General features: G+C 67.5%; 22 protein-coding genes and 1 pseudogene. 5 read left to right on the top strand and 18 right to left on the bottom strand.

All coding sequences use genetic code 11. The features are described from left to right. Nucleotides 1-49: 49 nt before the first annotated feature. The 11 genes and pseudogenes from ABIB51_RS19215 to dxr form a co-directional block, all read right to left on the bottom strand. Nucleotides 50-1,231 (bottom strand): annotated as a pseudogene (locus ABIB51_RS19215) (IS3 family transposase). Between the two features lie 436 nt (nt 1,232-1,667). Next, nucleotides 1,668-3,089 (bottom strand): pyridoxal phosphate-dependent decarboxylase family protein, encoded by a 1,422-nt coding sequence (locus ABIB51_RS19205; RefSeq protein ID WP_354190909.1) that lies wholly within the window; start codon nt 3,087-3,089, stop codon nt 1,668-1,670. A 67-nt stretch (nt 3,090-3,156) separates the two neighbouring features. Beyond that, nucleotides 3,157-3,951, bottom strand: coding sequence for a sulfite exporter TauE/SafE family protein (locus tag ABIB51_RS19200; RefSeq protein ID WP_354190942.1), 795 nt, complete (start codon nt 3,949-3,951; stop codon nt 3,157-3,159). A gap of 19 nt (nt 3,952-3,970) precedes the next feature. Then, a complete protein-coding gene (locus ABIB51_RS19195) occupies nt 3,971-5,782 on the bottom strand; it encodes a proline--tRNA ligase (protein ID WP_354190907.1) in 1,812 nt (603 codons plus the stop codon). A 353-nt stretch (nt 5,783-6,135) separates the two neighbouring features. Further along, on the bottom strand, nt 6,136-7,023 hold the full coding sequence (locus ABIB51_RS19190) for a GNAT family N-acetyltransferase (RefSeq protein ID WP_354190940.1): 888 nt from the start codon (nt 7,021-7,023) through the stop codon (nt 6,136-6,138). Next, a complete protein-coding gene (gene ispG, locus ABIB51_RS19185; protein ID WP_354190905.1) occupies nt 6,986-8,152 on the bottom strand; it encodes a flavodoxin-dependent (E)-4-hydroxy-3-methylbut-2-enyl-diphosphate synthase in 1,167 nt (388 codons plus the stop codon). The genes ABIB51_RS19190 and ispG overlap by 38 nt, the downstream gene beginning before the upstream one ends. A 48-nt stretch (nt 8,153-8,200) precedes the next feature. After that, nucleotides 8,201-8,494, bottom strand: a complete 294-nt coding sequence (locus tag ABIB51_RS19180) for a YciI family protein (RefSeq protein WP_354190903.1) — start codon at nt 8,492-8,494, stop codon at nt 8,201-8,203. Nucleotides 8,495-8,598: 104 nt separating this feature from the next. Then, on the bottom strand, nt 8,599-9,114 hold the full coding sequence (locus tag ABIB51_RS19175) for a hypothetical protein (RefSeq protein ID WP_354190901.1): 516 nt from the start codon (nt 9,112-9,114) through the stop codon (nt 8,599-8,601). Further along, nucleotides 9,111-9,785 carry a MarR family transcriptional regulator gene (locus ABIB51_RS19170; protein ID WP_354190899.1) on the bottom strand — a complete coding sequence of 225 codons (675 nt, stop codon included), beginning with the start codon at nt 9,783-9,785 and terminating at the stop codon, nt 9,111-9,113. The genes ABIB51_RS19175 and ABIB51_RS19170 overlap by 4 nt, the downstream gene beginning before the upstream one ends. A gap of 137 nt (nt 9,786-9,922) precedes the next feature. Next, nucleotides 9,923-11,254 (bottom strand): M50 family metallopeptidase, encoded by a 1,332-nt coding sequence (locus ABIB51_RS19165; protein ID WP_354190897.1) that lies wholly within the window; start codon nt 11,252-11,254, stop codon nt 9,923-9,925. A gap of 19 nt (nt 11,255-11,273) precedes the next feature. Beyond that, nucleotides 11,274-12,458: a 1-deoxy-D-xylulose-5-phosphate reductoisomerase gene (gene dxr / locus ABIB51_RS19160; protein WP_354190895.1), complete on the bottom strand. Its 1,185-nt coding sequence runs from the start codon at nt 12,456-12,458 to the stop codon at nt 11,274-11,276. Between the two features lie 61 nt (nt 12,459-12,519). Between dxr and ABIB51_RS19155 the strand changes: the two genes are divergently transcribed. Then, on the top strand, nt 12,520-14,001 hold the full coding sequence (locus ABIB51_RS19155) for a lipase maturation factor family protein (RefSeq protein ID WP_354190893.1): 1,482 nt from the start codon (nt 12,520-12,522) through the stop codon (nt 13,999-14,001). Nucleotides 14,002-14,028: 27 nt separating this feature from the next. Here ABIB51_RS19155 and ABIB51_RS19150 read toward each other — a convergent pair whose 3' ends face one another. Together ABIB51_RS19150 and ABIB51_RS19145 are read right to left on the bottom strand one after the other, a co-directional pair. Next, on the bottom strand, nt 14,029-14,712 hold the full coding sequence (locus tag ABIB51_RS19150) for a response regulator (protein ID WP_354190891.1): 684 nt from the start codon (nt 14,710-14,712) through the stop codon (nt 14,029-14,031). Beyond that, nucleotides 14,709-16,310, bottom strand: a complete 1,602-nt coding sequence (locus ABIB51_RS19145) for a sensor histidine kinase (RefSeq protein ID WP_354190938.1) — start codon at nt 16,308-16,310, stop codon at nt 14,709-14,711. The genes ABIB51_RS19150 and ABIB51_RS19145 overlap by 4 nt, the downstream gene beginning before the upstream one ends. Before the next feature lie 314 nt (nt 16,311-16,624). Between ABIB51_RS19145 and ABIB51_RS19140 the strand changes: the two genes are divergently transcribed. The 4 genes from ABIB51_RS19140 to ABIB51_RS19125 are packed head-to-tail and all read left to right on the top strand — an operon-like array spanning nt 16,625 to nt 20,171. Further along, complete coding sequence (locus tag ABIB51_RS19140) at nt 16,625-17,635, top strand: Bug family tripartite tricarboxylate transporter substrate binding protein (RefSeq protein ID WP_354190889.1); 1,011 nt, start codon at nt 16,625-16,627, stop codon at nt 17,633-17,635. Then, nucleotides 17,632-18,135 carry a tripartite tricarboxylate transporter TctB family protein gene (locus ABIB51_RS19135; RefSeq protein ID WP_354190887.1) on the top strand — a complete coding sequence of 168 codons (504 nt, stop codon included), beginning with the start codon at nt 17,632-17,634 and terminating at the stop codon, nt 18,133-18,135. The genes ABIB51_RS19140 and ABIB51_RS19135 overlap by 4 nt, the downstream gene beginning before the upstream one ends. Further along, complete coding sequence (locus tag ABIB51_RS19130) at nt 18,136-19,773, top strand: tripartite tricarboxylate transporter permease (protein ID WP_354190885.1); 1,638 nt, start codon at nt 18,136-18,138, stop codon at nt 19,771-19,773. After that, nucleotides 19,770-20,171, top strand: coding sequence for a universal stress protein (locus tag ABIB51_RS19125; protein ID WP_354190883.1), 402 nt, complete (start codon nt 19,770-19,772; stop codon nt 20,169-20,171). Before ABIB51_RS19130 ends, ABIB51_RS19125 begins: the two co-directional genes overlap by 4 nt. Nucleotides 20,172-20,325: 154 nt before the next feature. Here ABIB51_RS19125 and ABIB51_RS19120 read toward each other — a convergent pair whose 3' ends face one another. From ABIB51_RS19120 to ABIB51_RS19100, 5 genes are read right to left on the bottom strand one after another with little or no spacing between them, the layout of a single operon-like run. Next, nucleotides 20,326-21,159: an HpcH/HpaI aldolase/citrate lyase family protein gene (locus ABIB51_RS19120; RefSeq protein ID WP_354190881.1), complete on the bottom strand. Its 834-nt coding sequence runs from the start codon at nt 21,157-21,159 to the stop codon at nt 20,326-20,328. Next, nucleotides 21,156-21,710: a MaoC family dehydratase gene (locus ABIB51_RS19115; protein ID WP_354190879.1), complete on the bottom strand. Its 555-nt coding sequence runs from the start codon at nt 21,708-21,710 to the stop codon at nt 21,156-21,158. Before ABIB51_RS19115 ends, ABIB51_RS19120 begins: the two co-directional genes overlap by 4 nt. Continuing rightward, complete coding sequence (locus ABIB51_RS19110) at nt 21,707-22,468, bottom strand: CoA transferase subunit B (RefSeq protein WP_354190877.1); 762 nt, start codon at nt 22,466-22,468, stop codon at nt 21,707-21,709. Before ABIB51_RS19110 ends, ABIB51_RS19115 begins: the two co-directional genes overlap by 4 nt. A gap of 2 nt (nt 22,469-22,470) precedes the next feature. After that, nucleotides 22,471-23,262: a CoA transferase subunit A gene (locus ABIB51_RS19105; RefSeq protein WP_354190875.1), complete on the bottom strand. Its 792-nt coding sequence runs from the start codon at nt 23,260-23,262 to the stop codon at nt 22,471-22,473. A gap of 19 nt (nt 23,263-23,281) precedes the next feature. Next, nucleotides 23,282-24,457, bottom strand: a complete 1,176-nt coding sequence (locus ABIB51_RS19100) for an acyl-CoA dehydrogenase family protein (RefSeq protein WP_354190873.1) — start codon at nt 24,455-24,457, stop codon at nt 23,282-23,284. Between the last annotated feature and the right edge of the window lie 74 nt (nt 24,458-24,531).

The following is a 24,531-nucleotide window of genomic DNA, read 5'->3' as shown; positions in this document are numbered from 1 at the left end:
GTGATTGAGCTGCTGCGGGGATTTCGGACAGCGGATTGAGTGGATTCTTCTACGCTGCCAGGGCTGGCTGTTGATAGCCATGGTGGACTTCGTTGGGCCGCCGGTAACCGGGCGCGGAGTGGCGGCGCCGGCTGTTGTAAAGCCCCTCGATGTAGCGAATGACGTCGCTGCGGGCTTGTGATGTGGTCGCGTAAACGGCCCGATACACCCGCTCGTTCTTCAGGGCTGAGAAGAACGATTCGGCCATGCTGTTGTCCCAGCACACGCCCGTGCGTCCCATCGGGGAGCGCATGCCCAGGCCGGCCACCAGTGCCCTGAAATCCGTTGAGGTGTAGACGCTGCCCCGATCGGAGTGCCAGATCGCGGACGGCTCGATCCGGGTCGTAGCGGCGGCGTTCTTGAGCGCGTCTGCGACGAGTCCGGTGCGCATGTGATCGGCGATGGACCAGCCGACGACTTTCTTCGAGTAGCAGTCGATGACGGTGGCGAGGCAGAGGAATCCTTGCCAGGTGTGGATGTAGGTGATGTCGCCGACGAACTTCACCCCGGGGCGGTCCGCGGTGAAGTCCCGCTGGACGAGGTCGGGCATGCCCGCGGCCGCCTCAGCGTCAGCCTCGGTGGTGATGCGGAACGGGCGTGGTTGACAGGCCACCAGGCCCTGGCGGCGCATGATCTGCCGCACCAGCTCGGGAGAGCACTCGGTCTGTTCCGCGGCGAGATCGGCGTGGATGCGCCGGTACCCGGAGGTGCCCTCGGACTCCTCGAAGTAGTGCTGGATCCGCGCTGTCAGCACCTGGCGGCGGGCCGCGGTGGCCGATTGGGGACGGGTGGCCCAGTGATAGAAACCGGACGTCGAGACGGCCATCCAGCGGCACATTCACCACCGAATTGAGATTGGCGGGTTCAGCTTTTTGGGAATCGATGAATTCATACGTGCTCACTACCGCTGCTCCCGCGCGAAGTAAGCGCTGGCTTTTTTCCGGAAGGCAGTCTCCGCCCGCAGCTCTTGAACTTCACGCTCGAGCTCCTTCAGCCGGGCCCGTTCAGACACCGTCAGATCCGCCTCCGTGCCGCCGTTGGCCGCGCGGTACTTGACCAGCCAGTTCCGGAGCGTCTCGGGGCCGACACCATACGCGGTGGCCACGTCCTTGATCGGCTTGGACGTGTTGATCACCTCCCGGCACAGCTCGTCCTTGAACTCCTGGGCAAATCGCTTGCGTGATGCGGTCATGCTGATCTCTACCTTCGGTAGACCCTCATTTCAAGAGGGCCCACTGTCCGAGATCTCCGCGGCAGCTCAGTGTCGTGGCTGCGCCGGGTCCTGGAGACGGCGCGGTAGGTGGTGATGGAGGGCCTCGAACGGTCCGGGAGGTCAGGTAGGGCCCCTCTTTCGCCGCTCAACGCCGGGGGTTCCGCTACTTATTCGTTTGGCCGGGTCGTTCTTGTCCGGGGTTTCCGGCATGATGCGCTGGGCCGGCCCTTCCCGCGGTGGCTGCTGGAAGCGGCCCTCGAGGTATGCCAGCCCCGCGGAGCAGTCGGCCGCCGCTCGGGCAAAGATGTGCAGGGGACCAGGCCCGTTCGCTCTGGGTGGCCAGCACCCTCGCCGGACGCACCTTGCCGGACTTGTCCGCAGCCGCCGACCTGCCGTCTCCCGGGGAAGCGGCCGGCTAACCGGTGTGCCCGGCGACCGCGGCCACGGCGTCCCGGACAGCGTCGACGGCGATTGCCACGTCGGCGTCGTCCGTGCTCCAGTTGCTGACGGAAATGCGCAGGATGTCCCGGTCCTGCCAGCGCGAACCGGACATCCAGACCCGGCCGTCGCCGATGATCCTGGCCGTCACCGCGCGGGTCGTGTTGTCGTCGCCGAAAGCCAGCGAGACCTGGGTGTAGTCGACGTCGTTAAGCACCTCGACACCGTCCAGCGCCGAGAGCTGCTCCGCCAGTTGAGCGGCGCACCGCACGAGCCCGCGGACCTGGTTGGCCACACCGTCCCGGCCCAGTGACTTCAGTGCCGCCCAGACCGGCACTCCGCGGGCCCGGCGGGACAGTTCCGGGACCGACTCGAACGGGTCCGCGGCGCCGTCGGTGTCCTGGATCAGGTAGCTCGTGTGCAGGCCCATGGCAGAACGCAGCGCACGGGAGTCCCGGACCACCGCGATCCCGCAGTCATACGGAACGTTGAGCGTCTTGTGCGCGTCGGTGCCCCACGAATCGGCCCCTTCCATCCCGGCGGTCAGGGCGGCGAGTTCCGGCACGGCGGCAGCCCAGAGTCCGAACGCACCGTCCACATGTACCCAGGCGCCGTGCGATTTTGCGACGGCGACTGCCTCCAGGAAGGGATCGAAGGCCCCGGAATGCAGATTCCCGGCCTGCAGGCAGACCAGCAGCGGTACCGGCCCGGATCCGCCCGCGCCGGCCAGGGCGCGGTCCAGCGCGCAGTCCAGTTCCGCCGCGTCCATGCGGCCCTGCCGGTCCGCGGAAACCACCGTGGGCCGCCCCAGGCCCAGATACCGCAGGCCAAGGTCGATGGTGTCGTGGCGTTCCTGCCCCACGAAGCAGCGGATCCGGGGAGCGCCGGAGAGGCCGTCGCCGTCGAGGTCCCAGCCGGCGTCGGACATCAGGCGCCACCGTGCCGCGGCGAGGCCGGTGAAGTTCGCCATCGTGGCACCGGTGGCGAAACCCACGCCGGACTCTTCCGGAAGCCCCAGCAGCTCCAGCAGCCATTTGCCGGCGGCCTCTTCGATGGCGGCCGTCGCGGGCGTGGCAAACCGCAGACCGGAATTCTGGTCCCAGGCGCTGACCAGCCAGTCCGCGGCCAAGGCCGCCGGCAGGGTGCCGCCGATGACCCAGCCGAAGAACCGTCCGGAGGGCATGGCCATCAGTCCGGGTTCCGCTTTCGTGGCCAGATAGTCCACCACCTCCGCGGCCGGCATTCCGCCCGGCGGCAGTGGCCCGCCGAAGTCGGCAGCCAGCCCGGACGCTGTGGCGCGCGGACCGACCCTGCGGGTTTCCTGGCTTTCGAGCCACCGACGTGCATGCCGGGCAGCGGCCTCCAGAGCATCGCTGTAACGGTTTTCAGGTGCTGACATAGCTGCATGCTACGCCCGCCGCTTCCGTCCCGGGAGGGGCCCGGGGCGGCCTGTAGGCGGGAACGGGTCAGGCGAAAGTGTCCTGCCAGATGTCCGAACCGAGCTTGAGGATCAGCGCCCCGACCACCACGAGGAACACGATCCGGATGAACCGGCTCCCCTTTTTGACGGCTGTCCGGGCGCCGAGGTAGCCGCCGCCCATGTTCGCCAGGCCCAGCACCAGCCCGAGGCCCCAGAGCAGTGAGCCGTGCGGCAGGAAGAACAGCAGGGCTCCGGCGTTGGTGGCCATGTTGACGATCTTCGCCTTGGCGCTGGCTTCGAGGAAGGCATAACCCATCGCGGACACCAGCGCGATGATCAGGAACGAGCCGGTTCCCGGACCGATCAGCCCGTCGTAAAAACCGATCACGCCGCCGATCAGGCAGGCCACCACATAGTGCCGGTGACCGCCGTGCCGCAGCTTGGTCAGGTCCCCCACGTTCGGACGGAAGGCCGTAAACAGTGCGACGACGACGAGGGCGGCAACGATGATCGGCTTGAACACGCTGGCCGGAAGGGTCGCTGCGAGCACCGCCCCGCCGAAGCTGCCCGCGAGGGCGATGACCGCCATCGGCAGCGCCGTTCGCAGATCCGGCCGGACCCGGCCGTAATATGTCACGGCACTCGTGGTGGTGCCGAAGATCGACCCCATCTTGTTGGTGGCCAGCGCCTGCACCGGGCTGATGCCGGGCACCAGGAGCATCGCCGGAAGCTGGATCAGGCCGCCGCCTCCGACGACGGCATCGACCCAGCCTGCGGCGAAACCGGCCACCACGATCAGGATGAGGGTGCTGAGTTCGATCGACTCCAGTCCTGAGACCACGCCTGTGAACTGCAGCGCGTCAGCTGTTGCGGACGGCGTTGACCACGTAGTCAACGGCCTTCTCGACCGCGATGTTCTCCGCGTCGCCGCTCCGGCGGTCCTTGATCTCCACGACGCCGTCCACGAGCCCGCGGCCGACGGCAAGGATGGTCGGAACACCGACCAGCTCGGCGTCGCCGAACTTCACGCCCGGGGACACCTTGGGGCGGTCGTCGTAGATGACGTCGAGGCCGGCGGCTTCGAGCTCCAGCGACAGCTTTTCCGCGGCTGCGAAGATCTCCTCGCCGCGGCCGACGGCCACGACGTGGACGTCTGCCGGGGCGACGGAGCGCGGCCAGACGAGGCCCTTGTCGTCATGGTTGGACTCGGCCAGGGCCGCGACGGCGCGGGTGACACCGACGCCGTAGGAGCCCATGGTCACCACGACCTGCTTGCCGTTCTGGTCCAGGACCTTGAGTTCGAGGGCTGCGGCGTACTTGCGGCCGAGCTGGAAGATGTGGCCCATTTCGATGCCGCGGGCGGTTTCCAACGGGCCGGAACCGTCCGGAGCCTCGTCGCCGGCGCGCACCTCGGTGCACTCGATGACGCCGTCCCAGCCGAAGTCGCGTCCGGCGACGAGGCCGAAGACGTGCTTGCCCGCTTCGTTGGCGCCGGTGACCCAGACGGAACCGCTGACGACGCGGGGGTCCACGAGGTACAGCAGCTTGGCGGCACCCTCGGCGCCCAGCAGCGGTGCGTCCAGGGACATTCCGGGGCCGATGTAGCCCTTGACGAGGAGCGCCTGCTTCTTGAGGTCTTCCTCGTTGGCGGCCTCGAGCACGATCTCGCCGGCCACCGGCAGGAAGGACCCGATGTTCGCTTCGACGCGCTTGAGGTCCACACCGCGGTCGCCCGGGACGCCGATGACGACGATCTGGCGTTCGCCGGTCGGCAGGGTCACGGCCAGCACGACATTCTTGAGAGTGTCAGCGGCGGTCCAGGGACCGCCGTCGGCCTCCGCCCGGGGAGCGAGGACGTTAGCGGCGTCGACGAGCGTTTCGATGGTCGGCGTGTCCGGGGTGTCCCGGACTTCGGCGGCCGGGGCGCTGCTGAAGTCGATGTCCGCGGGGACCACGGTGGTGACGGCTTCGACGTTGGCCGCGTAGCCGCCGGCCGAGCGCACGAAGGTATCCTCACCGATTTCGGTGGGATGCAGGAATTCCTCGCTCTTGGACCCGCCCATTGCACCGGCGGTGGCGGCGACCGGAATCACTTCGAGGCCCAGGCGCTCGAAGATCTTCAGGTACGCGCCGCGGTGCGCGGCGTAGCTGGCGTCCAGCCCGGCGTCGTCGACGTCGAAGGAGTAGGAATCCTTCATGATGAACTCGCGGCCGCGCAGCAGTCCTGCCCGGGGGCGTGCCTCGTCGCGGTATTTGTTCTGGATCTGGTAGATGCTCAGGGGCAGGTCCTTGTACGAGGAGTACAGGTCCTTGACCAGCAGGGTGAACATTTCCTCGTGGGTGGGGGCCAGGAGGTAGTCGTTGCCCTTGCGGTCCTTGAGCCGGAAAATGCCCTCGCCGTATTCGGTCCAGCGGTTCGTGGCCTCGTAGGGCTCCTTGGGCAGCAGCGCCGGGAAGTGGACTTCCTGGGCTCCGATGGCGGTCATTTCCTCGCGGATGACCCGTTCCACCTTGCGCAGCACACTCAGCCCGAGCGGAAGCCAGGTGTAGATGCCCGGCGCGGCCCGGCGGATATAGCCGGCGCGGACCAGGAGGCGGTGGCTGGCCACCTCGGCATCGGCGGGATCTTCACGCAGGGTGCGCAGGAACAGCTTGGAAAGTCGAAGGACCACTGGAGGGTTTCCGTTTCTGGGAGGTGCCGGGAAACTCAGTAATACTGAGCAAAGCTTCTACGTACTAATCTACCGTCAGCCCGGACACAGAAGAGCCACGCCATAACTGATGGAAGCCCCTGGCCGTTTCCGGCTGGTCATCCCGTCATGGCGTGGCTCTGCGGCCCCCATTACTGCCAGATCTCCGGCTGTGAGCTTTTTCGTGCTGCCTTTGCAGGGCATTAGCGGCCTCCGGCACTCCCGGAGCCACACGTGCCCATGCGACACGGCTAGGTAGAACCTATGTGATGCCCGGCATGAAAACAAGAGTCAGCACCCGGTTATTTCCGGACGGGCCGTCCGGATGGCTCTGCCTAGAAAAGGACCGTGGCGAACGTGCCCACCTGCCGGAAGCCCACCCGCTCGTACGTGGCGCGGGCCCGGGTGTTGAAATCGTTGACATAGAGGCTGGCGACCGGCGCAATCGTCTGGGCCAGGACCACGACGGCGGCCATGTAACTGGCGCTCTGGCCCCTCCCCCGGAAGTCGGGGTTCATCCAGACCCCCTGGATCTGGGTTACGCCGGGCGTCACCGCACCCAGCTCGGCCTTGAACACCACCTCGCCGTCCGGGGCCAGGTGGACCAGGGAATGCCCCTGGCGGATCAGGCCCCTCACCCGGCGGCTGTAATACTCCCGGCCGCCGAGATACGGCGAATAGCCCACTTCCTCCTCGAACATCGCCGCACAGGCGGGCAGGATCCGGTCGAAGTCCGCTAGCAGGCCGAAGCCCAGCGCGGGGTTCGGCGGGACGGCCGGCGGCCCGGAAATGGTCATAAGCGGCTGGTCGTCCCGGACCTCGTGCGCGGCCACGCCGAGCTGTTCCAGCGCGGAGTGGAGGGCCAGCACGGTCTCGGCCGGGCCGAAGATGGAGGCGTAGCGGCGCCCGGTGCCGTGCGCCGCCATCGCGACGAGGCCGGCGAATTCCGGGTCAAGCTGCACCGGCACCAGATTGGCGCCGGCCCAGCAGGCACCCACAAGGGCGGCGCCGTCGAATACGCCGAGGATACTGGCTCCCCCCGCCGTGGGAGCCGCCGAACCGGCGGTTTTTAGGTGGGAGAGCATAAAGACGTTGGCGACGGCGTCCTGCTGCGCCAGGTCCAGCAGTTGTGATGTGTCCTGGCCGGTCAGGGCGCGGACTGCGACGCCGGAACCGGCGCCGTCCCTACGAGACGCTAACCACGGGGCTACCCTTGACAGCATCTTCGCCATCGGCCTCCCCCATCTCTTCGGCAATACGCATGGCTTCTTCGATCAGTGTCTCAACAATCTGGTCTTCAGGGACAGTTTTGATGACCTCGCCCCGCACAAAGATCTGGCCCTTGCCGTTGCCCGAAGCCACGCCGAGGTCGGCTTCGCGGGCCTCGCCCGGGCCGTTCACGACACAGCCCATGACGGCCACGCGCAGCGGGATCTCCATGCCTTCGAGCCCTGCCGTGACCTGCTCGGCGAGTGTGTACACATCCACCTGGGCGCGGCCGCAGGAGGGGCAGGAGACGATCTCGAGCTTGCGCGGGCGCAGGTTGAGGGACTGCAGGATCTGGTTGCCCACCTTGATCTCCTCGACCGGCGGCGCGGACAAGGAGACCCTGATGGTGTCCCCGATGCCGCGCGAGAGCAGGGCTCCGAAGGCGGTGGCCGACTTGATGGTGCCCTGGAACGCCGGGCCTGCCTCGGTGACGCCGAGGTGCAGCGGCCAGTCGCCTTGTTCGGCGAGCATTTCGTAGGCGGCCACCATGATCACGGGGTCGTTGTGCTTGACCGAGATCTTGAAGTCGTGGAAGCCGTGTTCCTCGAAGAGCGAGGCTTCCCAGACGGCGGATTCCACGAGGGCTTCCGGCGTCGCCTTGCCGTACTTCTTCAGGATGCCCGGTTCGAGCGAGCCGGCGTTGACGCCGATCCGGATCGAGGTGCCGTGGTCCTTGGCGGCCCGGGCGATCTCCTTGATCTGGTCATCGAACTTGCGGATGTTGCCGGGGTTGACGCGCACGGCGGCGCAGCCGGCTTCGATCGCCGCGAAGACGTACTTCGGCTGGAAGTGGATGTCCGCGATCACCGGAATCTGGGACTTCCGGGCGATGATCGGCAGCGCTTCGGCGTCGTCGGCGGACGGGCAGGCGACGCGCACGATGTCGCAGCCGGAGGCGGTGAGCTCGGCGATCTGCTGCAGCGTGGCGTTGATGTCCGTCGTGGGTGTGGTGGTCATCGACTGCACGCTGATGGGCGAATCCGAGCCCACGCCGACCGAGCCCACCTTGATCTGGCGGGTCTTGCGGCGGGGGGCAAGTACGGGCGGCGGTGCTGACGGCATTCCCAGGCTGACCGAGGTCACGTGGACTCCTTATGTATCGAAAGACCGATGGTCTGTTGGGGGGACGGGCTAAGCTGCGTGGCTGGCCAGCAGGCCGGTCAGGGGTGCCCAGACGGTGGTGCGGGTGCCGGAAATCGCGCTGGCGGCGTTGAACGGATCCTGCTTGAGGACCTCGTTCAGGGCCGCCTCATCGGCCGCCTTGAAGATGAGGAGCGCACCGGAGCCGTCACCGTAGGGTCCGCTGGCCAGCAGCGTGCCTTCCTGCGCCAGTGCCGCGGTCCATTCGCGGTGCGCGGGACGGCTGGCGTTCCGGGTTTCGGAGGATTCGACGTCATACACGTACTCAACAGCAAAAACAGTCATACGGATACACTATCGCCCCGGGCGGCCCGGAACCCATCCGGCCGCCGGCCCGCGGCGGCCGGATGGGTACAGGCAACGGGCAGGGCCCGCCGCGGAAAGCCCGATCAGCCGAGAAAGAGCAGTTTCGCCAGCGCGGCGACGCCGGCCGCCCACAGCATGGACGTCAGCGTTCCGATGATGAATCTCTCAGCGGCAACCGGCGTCTCCTTGAGTTCGGCGAAGCGGCCCAGCCCCTTGATGGCGACGACGTAGGCGATGGCGACCGGCTGGCCGGCCAGGATCGCGACGCACACCGCCAGCCGTTCCAGGACGCCGATGATGGCTCCGCCGCGCAGGATGCGGACGCTGCTGACCGCGGCATCGTCCGCTGCGGCATGCGCGGCCGTTGCGTCCGCGGCGGTATCCGGTGCCGGCGTGGGGTTCGCGACGTCGGCGGTGGAGTCCGCGGCGGGATCCTCGGCCGCACCCGGGCCGGTGGCCGGGCCGGGATTCGAGCCTGCGGCCGCGCCGGCGTCGGCCCGGTCGTCGATGGTCCGGGCGAGCCGGAAGACCAGGGCCGTGACCGGCCAGCCGACGAAGCCGGCCGTGAGCAGGGCCAGGGTGATCCAGAGGGCGTTCACCGGTCTCCTTCTGTGCTGTCGTGGGCGAGGGACAGCAGCATGGCGGCGGCCGGCCTCGCGGCCCATTCTTCCTGCCAGCCGGACCGCAGGAGGGCGCGGCTCACCGACTGTTCGGTGATTCCGAGTTTTCGGGCCGCGATTTTCTGCGTGCCGTGGGTGCCGGACTGGCCGTTCTGGACGGAGCGCAGCTCGTCCAGAACCTTCCACTGGGCCCCGGTGCGGTCCTGCACCAGCAGCCCGATCAGACGCAGCACCGCCTCGGCGTTGGCGCAGGCCCGGGCCCCCGCCGCTGCGTCCGGCACCGGCGCGGACTGTCCCTTGCGGGCACGGCCGGCGGCGACTGCGAGCGGCACATGGGCCGCCGCGGCCTTGGCCCGGTCCACGGCAAGCCGGGCTGCCACGAAGGCCGGCCCGGATCCTTCGCGCGGGCTGGCCGGCAGCGGCAGGTCCACGGGCCCCACCCCGATGCCGACGTACCAGCGGCCGCTGCGCAGGGCGTGCAGGGCGATCTCGACGACCTCTTCGGGGCGTTCGAGGACGCCCTGGACTTCGTCGCCGACCGAGCGTTCGAAGCGCCCGGCGCTGGACAGGCCGCCGAGTTCCCCGAGGAGGGCCGGGACGCGGTCGACGTCGGAAGTGCTTCCGCGCTGGTCGATGGTCATGACGTACATGGCCCCAGCCTAAAGGGCTGATCTTTGATAATCAATCATTTCCAACTGATTATCTAAAATAAGCTGAAATAAGCTGATAATTGTGGATCAGCCGGATCAGGTTTGGAAGAGGCCCGCGGCCGGCGGAAGGGGTCCTGCTAGCCGAAGAGATTGACCGGTTTGACGATGTCCGCGTAGATCAACAGAGCGCCCATGCCCATCAGCAGCACCGCCACCACGTACGTCACCGGCAGCAGCTTGGCGATGTCGAAGGCGCCGGGATCCGGGCGCCCGAAGAGCTTGGCGATCCTGCGCCGGGCCCCCTCGTACAGCGCACCGGCCACGTGGCCGCCGTCGAGCGGCAGCAGCGGGATCAGGTTGAACACGGCCAGGGCGAAGTTGAGTCCGGCGAGCAGCCCCACCAGGGCGGCCAGCCGGGACTGCAGCGGGACCTGCTCCATCGCGGCGACCTCGCCGGCCACCCGGCCGACGCCCACCACGCTGATGGGTCCGTTGGGGTCGCGCGGCTCTTCGCTGAAGGCCGCCTTCGCGACGCCGGCGACGCGCGCCGGGAGGTTCACGACGACGCCGGCGATCTGCTTGATGTTCTCGCCCGCCATCGGAAGCACGGCCGTGGCCGGCTGCTGCACGAGCGCGGTCTGCGCGCCGATGCCCAGGAAACCGACGTCCTGGTAGAGCAGTGTCCCGTCGGCGTCCTTGGCCTGCCGGCCGTCGTCGCCGATGACCGGGCGCGAGGAGAGCACCGGGGTGACGGTGGTGGTGACCGGGCCGCCGTCGCGCTGCACGGTGATGCTGACCTGCTTGTCCGCCGAGGTGCGGATCCAGCCGGTGAGCTCATCCCAGCTGGATACCGTCTTGCCCTCGAAGGAGGTGATGACGTCATTGGGCAAAAGCCCCGCGGCCGCGGCGGGCGTGAGCTTGCAGTCGGCGGAGTCCGGGTCCACGGTCTCGCCGGCCTTGACCTGGCATTTGGAGACATCGGCGATGGTGGTGGTCTGCGTCGCGACGCCGAACCCCATCAGCAGCACGGCAGTGAGCACGACGCCGATCAGGAGGTTCATGGCCGGCCCGCCGAGCATGATGATGATCTTCTTCCAGACCGGGAGCCGGTAGAACACCCGGTCCTCATCCCCGGGGCCGACTTCCTCGTGGGCCATGGAGCGGGCGTCACTGGCGAGCGACTGGAACATGCCGGTGCTGGAGGGGCGCACCGTGCCGTCCGCCTTGTTCGGCGGGTACATCCCGATCATGGAGACGAAGCCGCCCAGCGGGATGGCTTTGAAGCCGTATTCGGTCTCGCCCTTCTTCCTGGACCAGAGCGTGGGGCCGAAGCCGATCATGTACTTGGTGACGCGGACCTTGAACAGCTTGGCCGGCAGCAGGTGTCCCACCTCGTGCAGGGCAATGGACACGGCGATGCCGATCGCCACAAAGACGACACCGAGGATAAAGAGGAGGACGGGGCTCATGGGCGTGATCTGCTGCTTCCTAGACGCTTCTGACGGCTAAACGTTCGTGGGTGCGGGCACGTGCCCACCTTTCAGCATCCAGCACGGACTCCACTGTCAGCCCGGAGGATCCTGTGTGTTCGCTGAGTACGGCTTCGATCGTATCGACAATGTCGGTGAAGCGGATCCGGCCCGCGTGGAACGCCATCACCGCTTCCTCGTTGGCGGCGTTGAACACGGCAGGGTAGGTGTTCCCCTGCCTGGCTGCGTCCTTGGCGAGTTCGACGGCGGGGAAGGCCTGCGTGTCGAGCGGCTCGAACGTCCAGCTGGTTGCCTGGCTCCAGTCGCAGGCCCGGGCGGATCCGGGCACGCGGTCCGGCCAGCCCAGGCCCAGGGCGATGGGCAGGCGCATGTCCGGCGGGGAGGCCTGGGCGATCGTGGAGCCGTCGATGAACTGGACCATGGAATGCACCACGGACTGCGGGTGCACCACGACGTCGATCTTCTCCAGCGGGATGTCGAAGAGCAGGTGCGCCTCGATCACTTCCAGGCCCTTGTTGACCAGGCTGGCGGAATTGGTGGTGACCATGAGGCCCATGTCCCAGGTGGGGTGCGCGAGGGCGTCCTGCGGGGAGACATCGTGCAGCTCGTCCCGGCTCTTGCCGCGGAACGGGCCGCCGGAGGCCGTGAGGATCAGCCGGTCCACTTCGGCGGCGGTGCCGGAGCGCAGGCACTGGGCGATCGCGGAGTGTTCGGAGTCCACGGGCACGATCTGGCCGTCGCGGGCCGCGGCCTTGACGAGGGCGCCGCCGACGATGAGGGATTCCTTGTTGGCCAGGGCAAGCGTTGCGCCGGATTTGAGTGCGGCCAGGGTGGGTGCCAGGCCGATGGACCCGGTGATGCCGTTGAGCACCACGTCGGCATCGATTTCCGCGATCCGGGTGGAGGCGTCGGGGCCCGTGATGATGTCCGGGCGGTAGCCGGGCACGCCGGCCGCACTGGCGGCGTCGCCGATCAGTGCCTGCAGGGCGGCCGCGTCCCCGCTGGCGACGCCGATTGCCGGGGCGCGGGTGTGCACGGCCTGTTGGGCCAGGAGTGCCAGGTTGCCGCCGCCGGCGCTGAGCGCGACCACCTCGAAAAGGTGCGGTGCGCCGTCGACGACGTCAATCGCCTGCGTGCCGATGGAACCGGTGGACCCGAGGAGGACGATTTTGCGCGGCTGCATGGCTTAAGTATCCCGCACGGCGGCGGGGACGTCGCCGCACGCGAGGCGTAACGTGTGATTCGTGGAGTGGACCGCATGGTTCGACGCGCCGGAGTACGAGTTCGCCCGGCAGGTGCTGCAGCGCGGCGTCGCCTCGCTCTACTTCGTGGCCTTCCTCTCCTCGCTCAACCAGTTCCCGGCCCTCCTCGGCGAGCGCGGCCTGTTGCCGGTGCCGGAGTATCTCGAGGGGTTCAACCGGCGGGGCCGCCCCAGCCTGTTCCGCTGGCGCTACTCGGACCGGCTGCTGCGGGCGGTCTGCCGGAGCGGCATGGCCATAGCCGCCACGCTCATCACCGGGCTGCCCCAGCTCGGCCCGCCGTGGGTTCCGTTGCTCGCATTCCTGTCCCTGTGGCTGTTGTACATGTCGATCGTGAACGTGGGGCAGACGTTTTACGGCTTCGGCTGGGAGATGCTGCTGCTGGAGGCCGGGTTCACGGTGGCCTTCCTCGGCTCCGACCAGGCTCCCCCGCCCAGGACCATCCTGATCCTGCTGGTGTGGCTGGTGTTCCGGCTGGAGTTCGGCGCCGGCCTGATCAAGATCCGGGGCGGTCCGGAGTGGCGGGACCTGACGGCCCTGTATTACCACCACGAGACCCAGCCGATGCCGGGGCCGCTGAGCCGGCAGGCCCACCTGCTCCCCAAGGCCTGGCACCGGCTGGAGGTCCTGGGCAACCACCTCGCCCAGCTGGTGGTGCCGTTCTTCCTGTTTGCCCCGCAGCCCCTGGCCAGCGCCGCCGCCGGGATCATCATCTTCACGCAGCTCTGGCTCGTGGCGAGCGGAAACTTTGCCTGGCTCAACTGGATGGCGATCATCCTGGCCTTCGCGGCGGTCAGCGATCCCGTGGCACACGCCGTGCTGCCGGCGATCCCGCTCGACTGGCACGCTTCGTCCGCAGACGCCGGGGCGGGGGCCGGGGCGGCCGGCAGCCAGGCACCGGTGCCGTGGCTCGTGGTGGTCCTGGTCGCCACCGTGCTGCTCGTGGTGCTCAGCTACCGGCCCATCGAGAATCTCCTGTCCCACCACCAGCTGATGAACGCTTCCTTCAACCGCTGGCAGCTGGTGAACACCTACGGCGCGTTCGGCACTGTCACGAAGCGCCGGATCGAGATCGTGGTGGAGGGGACCCTGGACGACGAACCGGGCAACGACGCTGACTGGCGGGAGTACGGTTTCAAAGGCAAACCCGGCGACGTCCGGCGCATCCCCCGCCAGTTCGCCCCGTACCACCTGCGGCTGGACTGGCTGATGTGGTTCCTGCCGCTGCGCACGGTGCACGAGGAGTGGTTCTACGTGTTCCTGGCCAAGCTGCTGGCGGCGGACCGGCCCATGCTGCGGCTGCTGCGCCACGACCCGTTCGACGGCGAACGGCCCCGCTGGGTGCGTGCCAGCAGCTATCTCTACCGCTTCTCCACCCGGGCCGAGTTCCGGGCCACAGGCCAGCGGTGGAACCGGACCCTGCTGTATGTCGCCATCCCGCCATCGCGCCTGCCGCCGGAGGACTGAACCCGCCTCAACGCCAACAACCCGGCATCACACCGGCTTGAGGGCGTAACGGCGCTCCGGCCGGCCCGCGCCATACTTCAGCCGCACTTCCACCCTCGACTCATCGTGCAGGTACTCGAGATAGCGGCGTGCACTGACCCGGGACGTGCCCAGCAATTCAGCGACTTCGGCGGCTGACAAATCCGCCGCGGCGGATTGCAGCACGTCCACGACACGGCCGAGGGTTTCCGGGCTGCATCCCTTGGGGAGGCGGTCCGTCCGTTCCGCGCCATCGGTGGGTCCCAGCCCGAACACCCGGTTCACATCCGATTGTTCGGCAACGTCCTTGGAATGATCCAAGCCCTGGTAGGCGCTGCGGTAGTGTTCCAGCCGTTCCTGCAGGTCGGTCTGCGAGAACGGCTTGATCAGGTAATGGACAATCCCACCGCGCAGGGCCCGGCGGACCGTCTCCACCTCCCGGGCGGCACTGATCACCAAAACGTCCAGTTCGGGCGCCTCTTCCCGCAGCCGTGCCATCAGGTCCAGGCCGTTGACGTCGGGCAGGTGGATATCCAGCAGGACGAGGTCAGGCTGCAGGCGGGCGGTTTCCGACATGGCCTGGGCCCCGGTATGGGCAACCCCGACGACGGCGAATCCCGGCGTGCGTTGGATAAAGCCGGCGTGGACTTTGGCCACCATGAAGTCGTCGTCGACGATCAGGACCCTGATCATTTCCTGGTCACCATTCCTGGGGCCTGCGTCAGCGGCGCCTTTTTCAGTCGCGCGGTAAAGACGGCCCCGCCGTCGTTGGTCACTGCGAGCTCGCCGCCGGTACGCCGGCACACGACGCGGGAAAGCGCCAAGCCAAAGCCCCGGCCGCCTGCCGCGCCTGGCTGTTTGGTACTGAATCCCTGCCGGAAGATCTCGTCGGCAGCCGCTCCGTCGATGCCCGGTCCGGTGTCCCGGACGGTGACCACCACTTCTTCGCGGCTGTCCTCAACAAGGACTCTGACAGCCGCTTCGGCGGCTCCGGTGACGGCGTCGAGCGCGTTGTCCACGAGGTTGCCCACGACCGTCGTGAGGTCCCGGGAGAGCTCGTCGCCTACCGGTGCCAACAACGAACCCGGGTCCAGCTGCAACGGCACACCCCGTTCCGCGGCAAGGCTGGATTTGGCGATCAGCAACGCGGCGAGCGCCGGGTCCTGGATGCGGCCGGTCACGTCGTCATTCAGCCGTGTCCGGTCCACGGCCACCCCATTGACGAACTGCACCACGGAATCGTATTCACCGATCTGGATCAGGCCCGAGATGACGTGCAGCTGGTTGGCGAACTCGTGGGCCTGCGCCCGGAGAGTGTCCGTCGCGGTGCGTGTTGCGCCCAGTTCGCGCTCCAGGGACGAAAGCTCGGTCCGGTCACGCAAGGTGGCCACGGAGCCCATCACCCGCCCCTTCGAGCGGATGGGCACCCGGTTCAGCACCACCAGCCGCTCCCCCACCAGCACCATCTGGTCCTGGCCCGGCTGGTCACCGGTCAGCACTTCCTTCAGCGCCGGCTCAACAGGCAGGCCGGCCAGGTCCTTGCCCACACAGTCCGCCGGCAGCCCAAGGAGCGCCCGGGCACTGCCGTTGGCCACTGTAATCCGCCCGCGGAGGTCCAGCGCCACCACACCTTCCTTGAGTCCGTGCAGCATCGCCTCGCGGTTCTCCACCAGTCCTGAAATTTCGGTTGGCTCCATGCCGAGGGTCTGCCGCTTCACCCTCCGCGCCAACAGCAGGGAACCGGCAACGCCGAGGACGCTGGCCACTCCCAGGTAGGTGAGCAGGTTGGGTACGGCGTCACCCAGCCGCTCCCACGTGGACGGGTAGTTCCGGCTGATGGAGGCGATGCCGATCATTTTGCCGGAGTCATCGAGGACCGGGACGTGGGCGGACAGTACCGGGGCAGCGTTGCCGTCCACCACGCCGGTCCAGGCCCGCCCCTCCATCACCCGGCTCGCGCCAAGTTCCAGCGGAAGGCCCCGCACTCCGGGGTCTGAGGAAGCCACAACCGTGCGGTCCATCCTGGCCAGGGCCACCTGCGCTGACCCGGACACGGTGCGGACTGATTCGGCGACGGAGCTTAAGACCGCACTCCCGCGCGGTTCAGCGGACGGCAGCAACGCGCGGACAGTAGGGTTGCCACCCAGCGCTTCGGCCGCCGATATAGCCCGGCGCCCCTCGATGCGCTCAAATGCGGCGGCGGACTGGGCCAGGGAGATGGCGACGACGGCGACGAGGACGGCCAGGACGATGAGTAGCTGCAAGACCAGATACTGCCCGGCGAGGGACATTCCTCTTCGTCGAGTCACGTGCCGTCTTTCTATTTCTTAGTGATGGTTCAACCAGGTTTTGGAGCAGGCGGCCGATGTCCGGTGTGCGTCCGCGGCGCCCCGGTACGCCGCGGTGGGGTGAACTATACCGCACCGCGGAATGCCGTTTCCCGTGCACCGTCCGGCACGGGAGCTGCGGGGTTGGCGGTCGGAAACGTGAACGAAATGAACTTAACTTTCTCTGCGTACTCAAGTGTGAGGCCTGTCACTTTCGGGCCTAGCATCAAAACACCAGTCAGTTGTAGCTGATCAGTTTTAGCGAGAAGAGGAACACCATGCGCCAGATCCGCGCATTCCGCATTGCCGCCGTCGCCGCCGGCATCGCCCTGATGGCCACCGGCTGCGGTGCCACCGGCAAGAGCTCCACCGGCGGCGCCAGTTCGGGCGCCGCTGCCGGTCCCGTCACCGGCCTGCAGATCCTGGTCCCCAACACGGCGGGCGGCGGCTATGACACCACCGCCCGTGCCGCAGCCAAGGTTCTCGACGACGAGAAGATCGCCACCAACACCGAAGTGTTTAACCTCGCCGGCGCCGGCGGAACAGTCGGCCTGGCCCGTGTGGTCAACGAAAAGGGCAACGGCGACCTCACCATGCTGATGGGCCTCGGTGTGGTGGGCGCCAGCTACACCAACAAGTCCCAGTCCAAGCTGACGGACACCACTCCCCTGGCCAAGCTCATCGAAGAGCCGGGCGCGATCATGGTCGGCAAGGACTCGCCCTTCAAGACCATCGATGACCTTGTGAAGGCCTGGAAGGCCGATCCGGGGTCGATCGCCGTCGGCGGCGGTTCCTCCCCCGGCGGCCCTGACCACCTGCTGCCGATGCAGCTGGCCGGAGCCGTTGGCATTGACGCCACAAAGGTTAACTTTGTCTCTTACGACGGCGGCGGCGCTCTTCTTCCGGCCATCCTCGGAAACAAGCTGGGTTTCGCCGCGTCCGGTGCCGGTGAGTTCCTCAAGCAGATCGAGTCCGGCGACGTCCGCGTCCTGGCCACCAGCGGGGACAAGCGTCTTGACGGCGTCGATGCCCCCACCCTGAAGGAATCGGGCATCGACCTGGTCTTCAGCAACTGGCGCGGCATGGTGGCGCCTCCCGGCATCAGCGATGCGGACAAGGCATCCCTGATCGCCGCCTTGGACAAGATGCACGGAAGCCAGTCCTGGAAGGAAGTCCTCAAGACGCGGGGCTGGACCGACGCGTTCATCACCGGGGATGAGTTCAAGACCTTCCTGACCGAGCAGGACAAGCGGGTGGCCGACGTACTGACCAAGCTTGGGCTGGCGTGAGTTCCTTAGCCACCAAACTCAAAGGCCGCTCCGAGCTGGGGGTCGCCCTCCTGCTCGGGGCGGCCGGCGGGCTCGTCCTGTGGGACGCCGCCGGCCTGGTCACCCCGTACTCCAAGTCTGACCCTGTCGGACCCAAGACCGTTCCCTACATCGTCGCGGGCCTCCTGATCGTCTGCGCGGTAATGCTGGCCATCAACGTTCTCCGTGGCGGCCACGGCGAAGCGGAAGGCGGCGAAGATGTGGACCTGACCCACCCGGCGGACTGGAAAACGGTCCTTCCCCTGGCTGCCGCCTTCATCGCCAATATCCTGCTGATCGATTGGGCCGGCTGGGTCATTTCCGGGACCGTCCTCTTTTGGGGCAGCGTCTTGGCCCTGGGCAGCCGGCGCTATGTCCGCGACGGCCTCATCTCCGTAGCTCTGTCCCTCCTCACCTTCTACGGCTTCTACCTCGGCCTCGGGATCGCGCTCCCCGCCGGCCTGCTGGAAGGGATTCTCTAAATGGACGTCTTCACCTCCCTCATGGACGGCTTTGCCACCGCCCTGACACCCATAAACCTCCTCTACGCCGTGATCGGCGTTATCCTGGGCACCGCCGTCGGCGTCCTGCCGGGACTGGGCCCGGCGATGACCGTGGCCCTGCTGCTTCCTGTGACGTCTGTACTGGAGCCCACGAGCGCCTTCATCATGTTCGCCGGCATCTACTACGGCGGCATGTACGGCGGATCCACCACCTCCATCCTGCTCAACACGCCCGGTGAGTCTTCCTCGGTGGTCACGGCCATCGAGGGCCACAAGATGGCGAAGGCCGGCAGGGCCGCCCAGGCGCTGGCGACGGCAGCCATCGGCTCGTTCGTGGCCGGCACCATCGGCACCACACTGCTGGCCGTCTGTGCACCTATCGTGGTCAAATTCGCGGTCAGTCTGGGATCCCCCAGCTACTTGGCCATCATGGTCCTTTCACTCCTTGCCGTTACTGCCGTGCTGGGGTCCTCCCGGCTCCGCGGCTTTGCCTCGCTGGGCCTGGGCCTGGCGATCGGCCTGATCGGGATGGACTCTGTCACGGGACAGCGGCGGCTCACCTTCGGCCAACCGCTGCTCACCGACGGCCTGGACATTGTGGTGGTGGCCGTCGCCATCTTCGCCGTGGGTGAAGCCCTGTGGGTGGCCGCCCACCTGCGCCGGACCCCCCTTAACGTCATCCCGGTGGGGAATCCCTGGATGGGCAAGCAGGACTGGAAGCGGTCCTGGAAGCCCTGGCTGCGGGGAACCGCCTTCGGCTTCCCGTTCGGCGCGCTTCCGGCCGGCGGCGCCGAGATCCCCACCTTCCTGTCCTACGTCACGGAAAAGCGCCTCAGCAAGCACCCCGAGGAGTTCGGACATGGCGCCATCGAGGGTGTCGCCGGGCCGGAAGCTGCGAACAACGCATCCGCGGCAGGCACACTGACCCCGCTGCTGGCGATGGGGCTACCTACCAACGCCACCGCGGCGGTGATGCTGGCAGCATTCACCGGGTACGGCATCCAGCCCGGACCTCAGCTGTTCGAAAGCCAGGGGCCCCTTGTGTGGGCACTGATTGCCAGCCTGTTCATCGGCAACTTCCTGCTCCTCATCATCAACCTGCCCCTGGCACCCCTGTGGGCCAAACTCCTGCAGCTGCCGCGTCCCTACCTGTACGCGGGAATTCTGTTCTTCGCCACGCTGGGGGCCTACTCGGTGAACCTGCAGGCGTTCGATCTGGTGCTCCTGCTGGTGCTCGGCGCGCTCGGGTTCATGATGCGGCGCTTCGGACTCCCCGTGCTGCCACTCATCCTCGGCGTGATCCTGGGGCCGCGTCTCGAGGGCCAGCTGCGCCAGAGCCTGCAGCTCAGCGCCGGCAACCCCGCTGGCCTCTGGAGCGAGCCCATCGCCGTCGGGATCTACATCATTGTGGCGATCATCCTCGGCTGGCCACTGCTGCTCAAGGCGTGGCGCAGGTCACGGCCCAAGTCGGCAGTCTCCGCCACAGGCGGAACGGACCTGACGCAGGACGACACAGCCACCACGATTACCGCAGGCGACGTTACGCATCCTTCGGAACATGCCGACAGCACAATCGATCCCGGCGAATCACTCCGGACGAGACAGGAGAAACGGTGAGCATCATCGTCGGATACGTACCCACCCCCGAGGGGGAAGCGGCACTTGAGCGTGCCATCGCCGAAGCGCGCAAGAACAACACCCTCCTTGTTGTCATCAACTCGTCCCGAGGCGACGCGCCCGTCGACAAGAGGTATGCGCAAGGGGACGCCATTGCAACCATCGAGGAACGGCTCCGGGACGAAGGAATTGAGCACCATATCCTGCAGCCGGTCCGCGGGAACGAAGCAGCCAGCGAGGTCCTGCGGGCAGCCGACGAGTACCGGGCGGATCTGATCGTCATCGGCCTGCGGAGGCGCACACCCGTCGGGAAGCTGATCATGGGAAGCACGTCGCAGCAGATCCTCCTGGAAGCGGACTGTCCCATCCTCGCTGTGAAGGCGGCGCCGGCGGCCTAGCCGGAGCGGCGAGCAAGCAACGCCGCGGCAAACAACACTGCGGCAGACACACTGCGGCAAGCCATAGGCCGGGAGTCCTAAGACTCCCGGCCTATGGCTTGTTGTGTGCAGCCTGCCCGACGGCGGCGCCCACCCCGCTGTCCAGTAGTGGTGTCTAGCGGCCGGCGCGGCGGAGCGTTGACTCGGCGTGCTTGAGGATGGGCCCGTCGATCATCCTGCCCTGGAACTGGAACACGCCGGTGCCTGCCCCGGCGGCGGCGTCGAGCAGTTCGGTGGCCGCGGCGACGTCTGCGTCGGACGGCGCGTAGGCGCCGCGGACCACCGCCACCTGGTTCGGGTGGATGCAGGCCTTCGAGCCGAAGCCTGAGGCGACGGCGTCCCGGGCTTCGAGGGCCAGGCCGTCGAGGTCCGGGATGTTGACGTAGACCGAGTCGATGGCGTCCTTGCCGAAGGCCCGGGCGGCGAGCAGCACGGCGGAGCGGGCGTGCAGCGCCACGGCGCGGTAGGCGCCGTCGTCGGTCCGGCTGGAGGTGCCGCCGAGGGAGGCTATCAGGTCCTCGGCACCCCACATCAGGCCCACCACATTCGGCTCCGCGGCGATCGCGGCAGCGTTCAGGACCCCGGCGGCGGTCTCGCAAAGCGCAATCACGCTGTAGCCCTCAAGTTTCTTGAGCTGGTCTGCGCTTTCGGCTTTGGCCAGCATGACGTGCCGGTAGGGGGTGTGCTTGAGGCAGTGCAGGTCCTTCTCGAACTCCTCCGTGCCGGCCGGATTGACCCGGACGATGGTCCGGCTCGGATCCAGCTCCGGGACGTCGCCGGCGGAGCCGAGCTGGGCAAGGATGGCGCCGCGGGCGCGCTGTTTGCCGGCCGGCGCGACGGCGTCCTCCAGATCCACGATGACGGCGTCGGAGCGCTCGGCGGCCTTCTGGTAACGCTCGGGGCGGTCGGCCGGGCAGAACAGCAGGGCGGGACCCATCAGGAAACTCATGTGTCTATTCTCCCCTTTTGCGCGCGTTCTTTCCGGGCAGCGTCCTGCGCGGCGGAATGGGCTTCGCGTGTCCACATTAGGGCGCTGCGCGTGGCGAGGGCCACCACGTCGCCGTGCTGGTTCCGGCCGGTGTGCTTCATGGTCACGATGCCCTGGCCGGGCCGGGAGGAGGACAGCCGCTTCCCGGTCACGACGGTCTCCGTGTACAACGTGTCGCCGTGGTACATCGGGTGCGGGAAGGTCACGTCCGTCATCCCCAGCTGGGCGATGATGGTGCCCTGCGTCAGTTGCGGGACGGACTGCCCCACCACGGTGGCGAGGGTGAACATCGAGTTCATCAGCCGCTGGCCGAACGGCTGCCCAGCGCTCCAGGCCGCATCGAGGTGGAGCGCCTGCGTGTTCATGGTCATGGTGGTGAACAGGACATTGTCCGTCTCGGTCACGGTCCGGCCGGGCCGGTGCGCGTAGACCACGTCCTCCTCGAGCTCGTCGAAGTAGAGCCCACGCTGTTCAATGACGCGGGGTTCCAGGACACGGGGTTCGGTGGTCATACGGTCAGTTCCTGGTCTTCCTCGAAGAGTTCGGCGCCGGTGGCCGCGGCCACGTCCTCGGCGGTCACGTTGGGGGCCAGCTCGCGGAGCACCAGGCGGGACGTGCCGTTGTCCGCCACGACGTCGATGACGGCGAGGTCGGTGATGATCCGGTCCACGCAGCCCTTGCCGGTCAGCGGCAGGGAGCACCGCTGGACGATCTTGGGTTTGCCGTTGCGGTCCACGTGCTCCATCATCACGATCACCTTTTTGGCGCCGAAGACGAGGTCCATCGCGCCGCCCATGCCCTTGACCATCTTGCCCGGGATCATCCAGTTGGCAAGGTCGCCGTTCTCGGCAACCTCCATCGCGCCGAGCACCGCCACATCCACATGCCCGCCCCGGATCATGCCGAACGAGGCGGCCGAATCGAAGAACGCGGCACCCTGGTTGACCGTGACGGTTTCCTTGCCGGCGTTGATCAGGTCCGGATCGACCTCGTCTTCGCGCGGGTACGGTCCGACGCCGAGGATGCCGTTCTCCGAATGCAGGACAACTTCGATGCCGGCGGGGATGTAGTTCGGGATCAAAGTGGGCATGCCGATGCCGAGGTTCACGTACTGGCCGTTGTGCAGTTCCTGCGCCACCCGGGCGGCCAGTTCGTTGCGGGTCCAGCCTTTGCCCTCAATACCGGCGGCGTGTTCGACGGCGGACCGCCGGTATTCGTGCCGGACGGCTTCCGGACGGGGCGGGGCGCCCTGCGAACTGTTCGTTTCCATGGCTAGGCTCCTGCCTGTTCGGTGGCGTAGACGGCGGCGCTGGCCGCCGCCGCAACGGTCCGCTTTTCGATGCGCTTCTCGATCTGCGGTGCGAGGACGACGCGCTGGACGAAGATCCCGGGGACGTGGATGTGTTCCGGGTCCAGTTCGCCGGGTTCCACGAGTTCCTCGACCTCGGCAATGGTGATCTTTCCTGCCATCGCGCAGAGCGGGTTGAAGTTCATCGCGGTGGCGTGGAAGACGAGGTTTCCGTGGCGGTCTCCCTTCCAGGCGTGCACAAGGCCGTAGTCCGGGTTCAGGGATTCCTCGAGGACGTAGTCGGCGCCGTGGAAGCTGCGGACCTCCTTCGCGGCCGAGGCGATCGCGATGTTGCCCTCGGCGTCGTACTTCTGCGGCAGGCCCCCGTCGGACACCTGGGTGCCGACGCCGGCCGGGGTGTAGAACGCCGGGATGCCCGCCCCGCCGGCGCGCAGCTTTTCCGCGAGCGTGCCCTGCGGGGTGAGGACCACCTCGAGTTCGCCGGAGAGATACTGCCGGGCGAACTCCTTGTTCTCCCCCACGTAGGAGCTGATGGTGCGGCGGATCCGGCCGTCCTTGAGCAGGATCCCCAGCCCCCAGTCGTCGACGCCGCAGTTGTTGCTGACGGTTTCCAGGTCCTTGGTGCCGTGCTCATGAAGGGCATCGATCAGGGCCACCGGAATACCGCAGAGCCCGAACCCGCCGACGGCGAGCGAGGCGCCGTCGGGGATGTCCGCCACCGCCTCGGCGGCGCTGGCAACAACTTTGTTGATCATGGTGGTCCTCTCAGGCCGGCTAAAGTCCCAGTTCGCGGGCGATCAGCATCAGCTGGACCTCCGTGGTGCCCTCGCCGACCTCAAGGATCTTGGAGTCGCGGTAGTGGCGCGCCACGGTGAATTCGTTGATGAAGCCATAGCCGCCGAACACCTGGGTGGCGTCCCGCGCGTTGTCCATGGCTGCCTCGCCTGCGACCATCTTAGCGATGGCCGCCTGCGTCTTGAACGGCTTGCCGGCGAGCATCCGCGCGGCCGCGTCGTAATAGGCCAGGCGGGCCGTATGGGCGCGCGCTTCCATCCGGGCGATCTTGAACGCGATGGCCTGGTACTTGCCGATGTTCTGCCCGAACGCGCTGCGCTCCTTGGCGTACTTCACCGACTGGTCCACGCAGCCCTGGGCCGCGCCGACGGCCAGCGCGGCGATCGCGATCCTGCCCTCGTCCAGGATGGAGAGGAAGTTGGCGTAGCCGCGGCCCTGGGTGCCCAGCAGGTTCGCTTCGGGGACGTGGACGTTGTCGAGCGTGAGCGGGTGGGTGTCCGAGGCGTTCCAGCCGACCTTGTTGTAGGCCTTTTCCGCCTTGAAGCCCGGGGTGTTGGTGGGCACCAGGATGGTGGAGATCTCCTTCTTGATGCTGCCGTCCGGGCGTTCCGTCTGGCCGGTCACCGCGGTGACGGTGACGAGCCGGGTGATGTCGGTGCCGGAGTTGGTGATGAACTCCTTGTTGCCGTTGATGACCCACTTTTTGGCGTCTCCGACGCCCTCCAGTTTGGCGGTGGTCTTGGTGCCGCCGGCGTCCGAGCCGGCTTCCGGCTCGGTCAGTCCGAAGCCTGCGAGAGCCTTGCCGGAGGCCAGCAGCGGCAGCCACTCCTGCTTCTGTGCGTCGTTGCCGAAGCGGTGGATCGGCATCGCGCCGAGGGAGACGCCGGCTTCGAGGGTGATGGCGACGGACTGGTCCACCCGGCCGAGCTGTTCGAGGGCCAGGGCGAGGGCGAAGTAGTCCCCGCCCATGCCGCCGAATTCTTCCGGGAACGGCAGGCCGAAGAGACCCATGTCAGCCATCTGGGACACGACCTCGTAGGGGAAGCTGTGTTCCTCGTCGTGCTTGGCGGAGACCGGGGCCACCACTTCGTCGGCGAATTCGCGGACGGTGTTGCTGAGGTCCTGGTAGTCCTCGCTGAGTTCAAAATCCGGCATTGGGGGTGACTCCTTTGTCTGTAGTGCTTGCGTGTTGCTTGTCAGTGGTGTGGTGCTGTGGTGCGGCGGCTTCG

The sequence above is a fragment of the Arthrobacter sp. UYCu712 genome (assembly GCF_040547005.1).
Classification (GTDB): domain Bacteria; phylum Actinomycetota; class Actinomycetes; order Actinomycetales; family Micrococcaceae; genus Arthrobacter.
The sequence above is the reverse complement of the archived record's forward strand: the minus strand, read 5'-3'. Positions and strand labels throughout refer to the sequence as shown.

Coding starts and splice junctions, on each gene's coding strand:
- ABIB51_RS19170 (WP_354190899.1), bottom strand. CDS start 9,785: ATGTACGTCATGACCATCGACCAGCGCGGAAGCACTTCCGACGTCGAC.
- ABIB51_RS19110 (WP_354190877.1), bottom strand. CDS start 22,468: ATGGAAACGAACAGTTCGCAGGGCGCCCCGCCCCGTCCGGAAGCCGTC.
- ABIB51_RS19100 (WP_354190873.1), bottom strand. CDS start 24,457: ATGCCGGATTTTGAACTCAGCGAGGACTACCAGGACCTCAGCAACACC.
- ABIB51_RS19205 (WP_354190909.1), bottom strand. CDS start 3,089: ATGTCAGCACCTGAAAACCGTTACAGCGATGCTCTGGAGGCCGCTGCC.
- ABIB51_RS19150 (WP_354190891.1), bottom strand. CDS start 14,712: ATGATCAGGGTCCTGATCGTCGACGACGACTTCATGGTGGCCAAAGTC.
- dxr (WP_354190895.1), bottom strand. CDS start 12,458: ATGCAGCCGCGCAAAATCGTCCTCCTCGGGTCCACCGGTTCCATCGGC.
- ABIB51_RS19105 (WP_354190875.1), bottom strand. CDS start 23,262: ATGATCAACAAAGTTGTTGCCAGCGCCGCCGAGGCGGTGGCGGACATC.
- ABIB51_RS19140 (WP_354190889.1), top strand. CDS start 16,625: ATGCGCCAGATCCGCGCATTCCGCATTGCCGCCGTCGCCGCCGGCATC.
- ABIB51_RS19130 (WP_354190885.1), top strand. CDS start 18,136: ATGGACGTCTTCACCTCCCTCATGGACGGCTTTGCCACCGCCCTGACA.
- ABIB51_RS19115 (WP_354190879.1), bottom strand. CDS start 21,710: ATGACCACCGAACCCCGTGTCCTGGAACCCCGCGTCATTGAACAGCGT.
- ABIB51_RS19145 (WP_354190938.1), bottom strand. CDS start 16,310: ATGTCCCTCGCCGGGCAGTATCTGGTCTTGCAGCTACTCATCGTCCTG.
- ABIB51_RS19165 (WP_354190897.1), bottom strand. CDS start 11,254: ATGAGCCCCGTCCTCCTCTTTATCCTCGGTGTCGTCTTTGTGGCGATC.
- ABIB51_RS19120 (WP_354190881.1), bottom strand. CDS start 21,159: ATGAGTTTCCTGATGGGTCCCGCCCTGCTGTTCTGCCCGGCCGACCGC.
- ABIB51_RS19190 (WP_354190940.1), bottom strand. CDS start 7,023: ATGCTGTCAAGGGTAGCCCCGTGGTTAGCGTCTCGTAGGGACGGCGCC.
- ABIB51_RS19180 (WP_354190903.1), bottom strand. CDS start 8,494: ATGACTGTTTTTGCTGTTGAGTACGTGTATGACGTCGAATCCTCCGAA.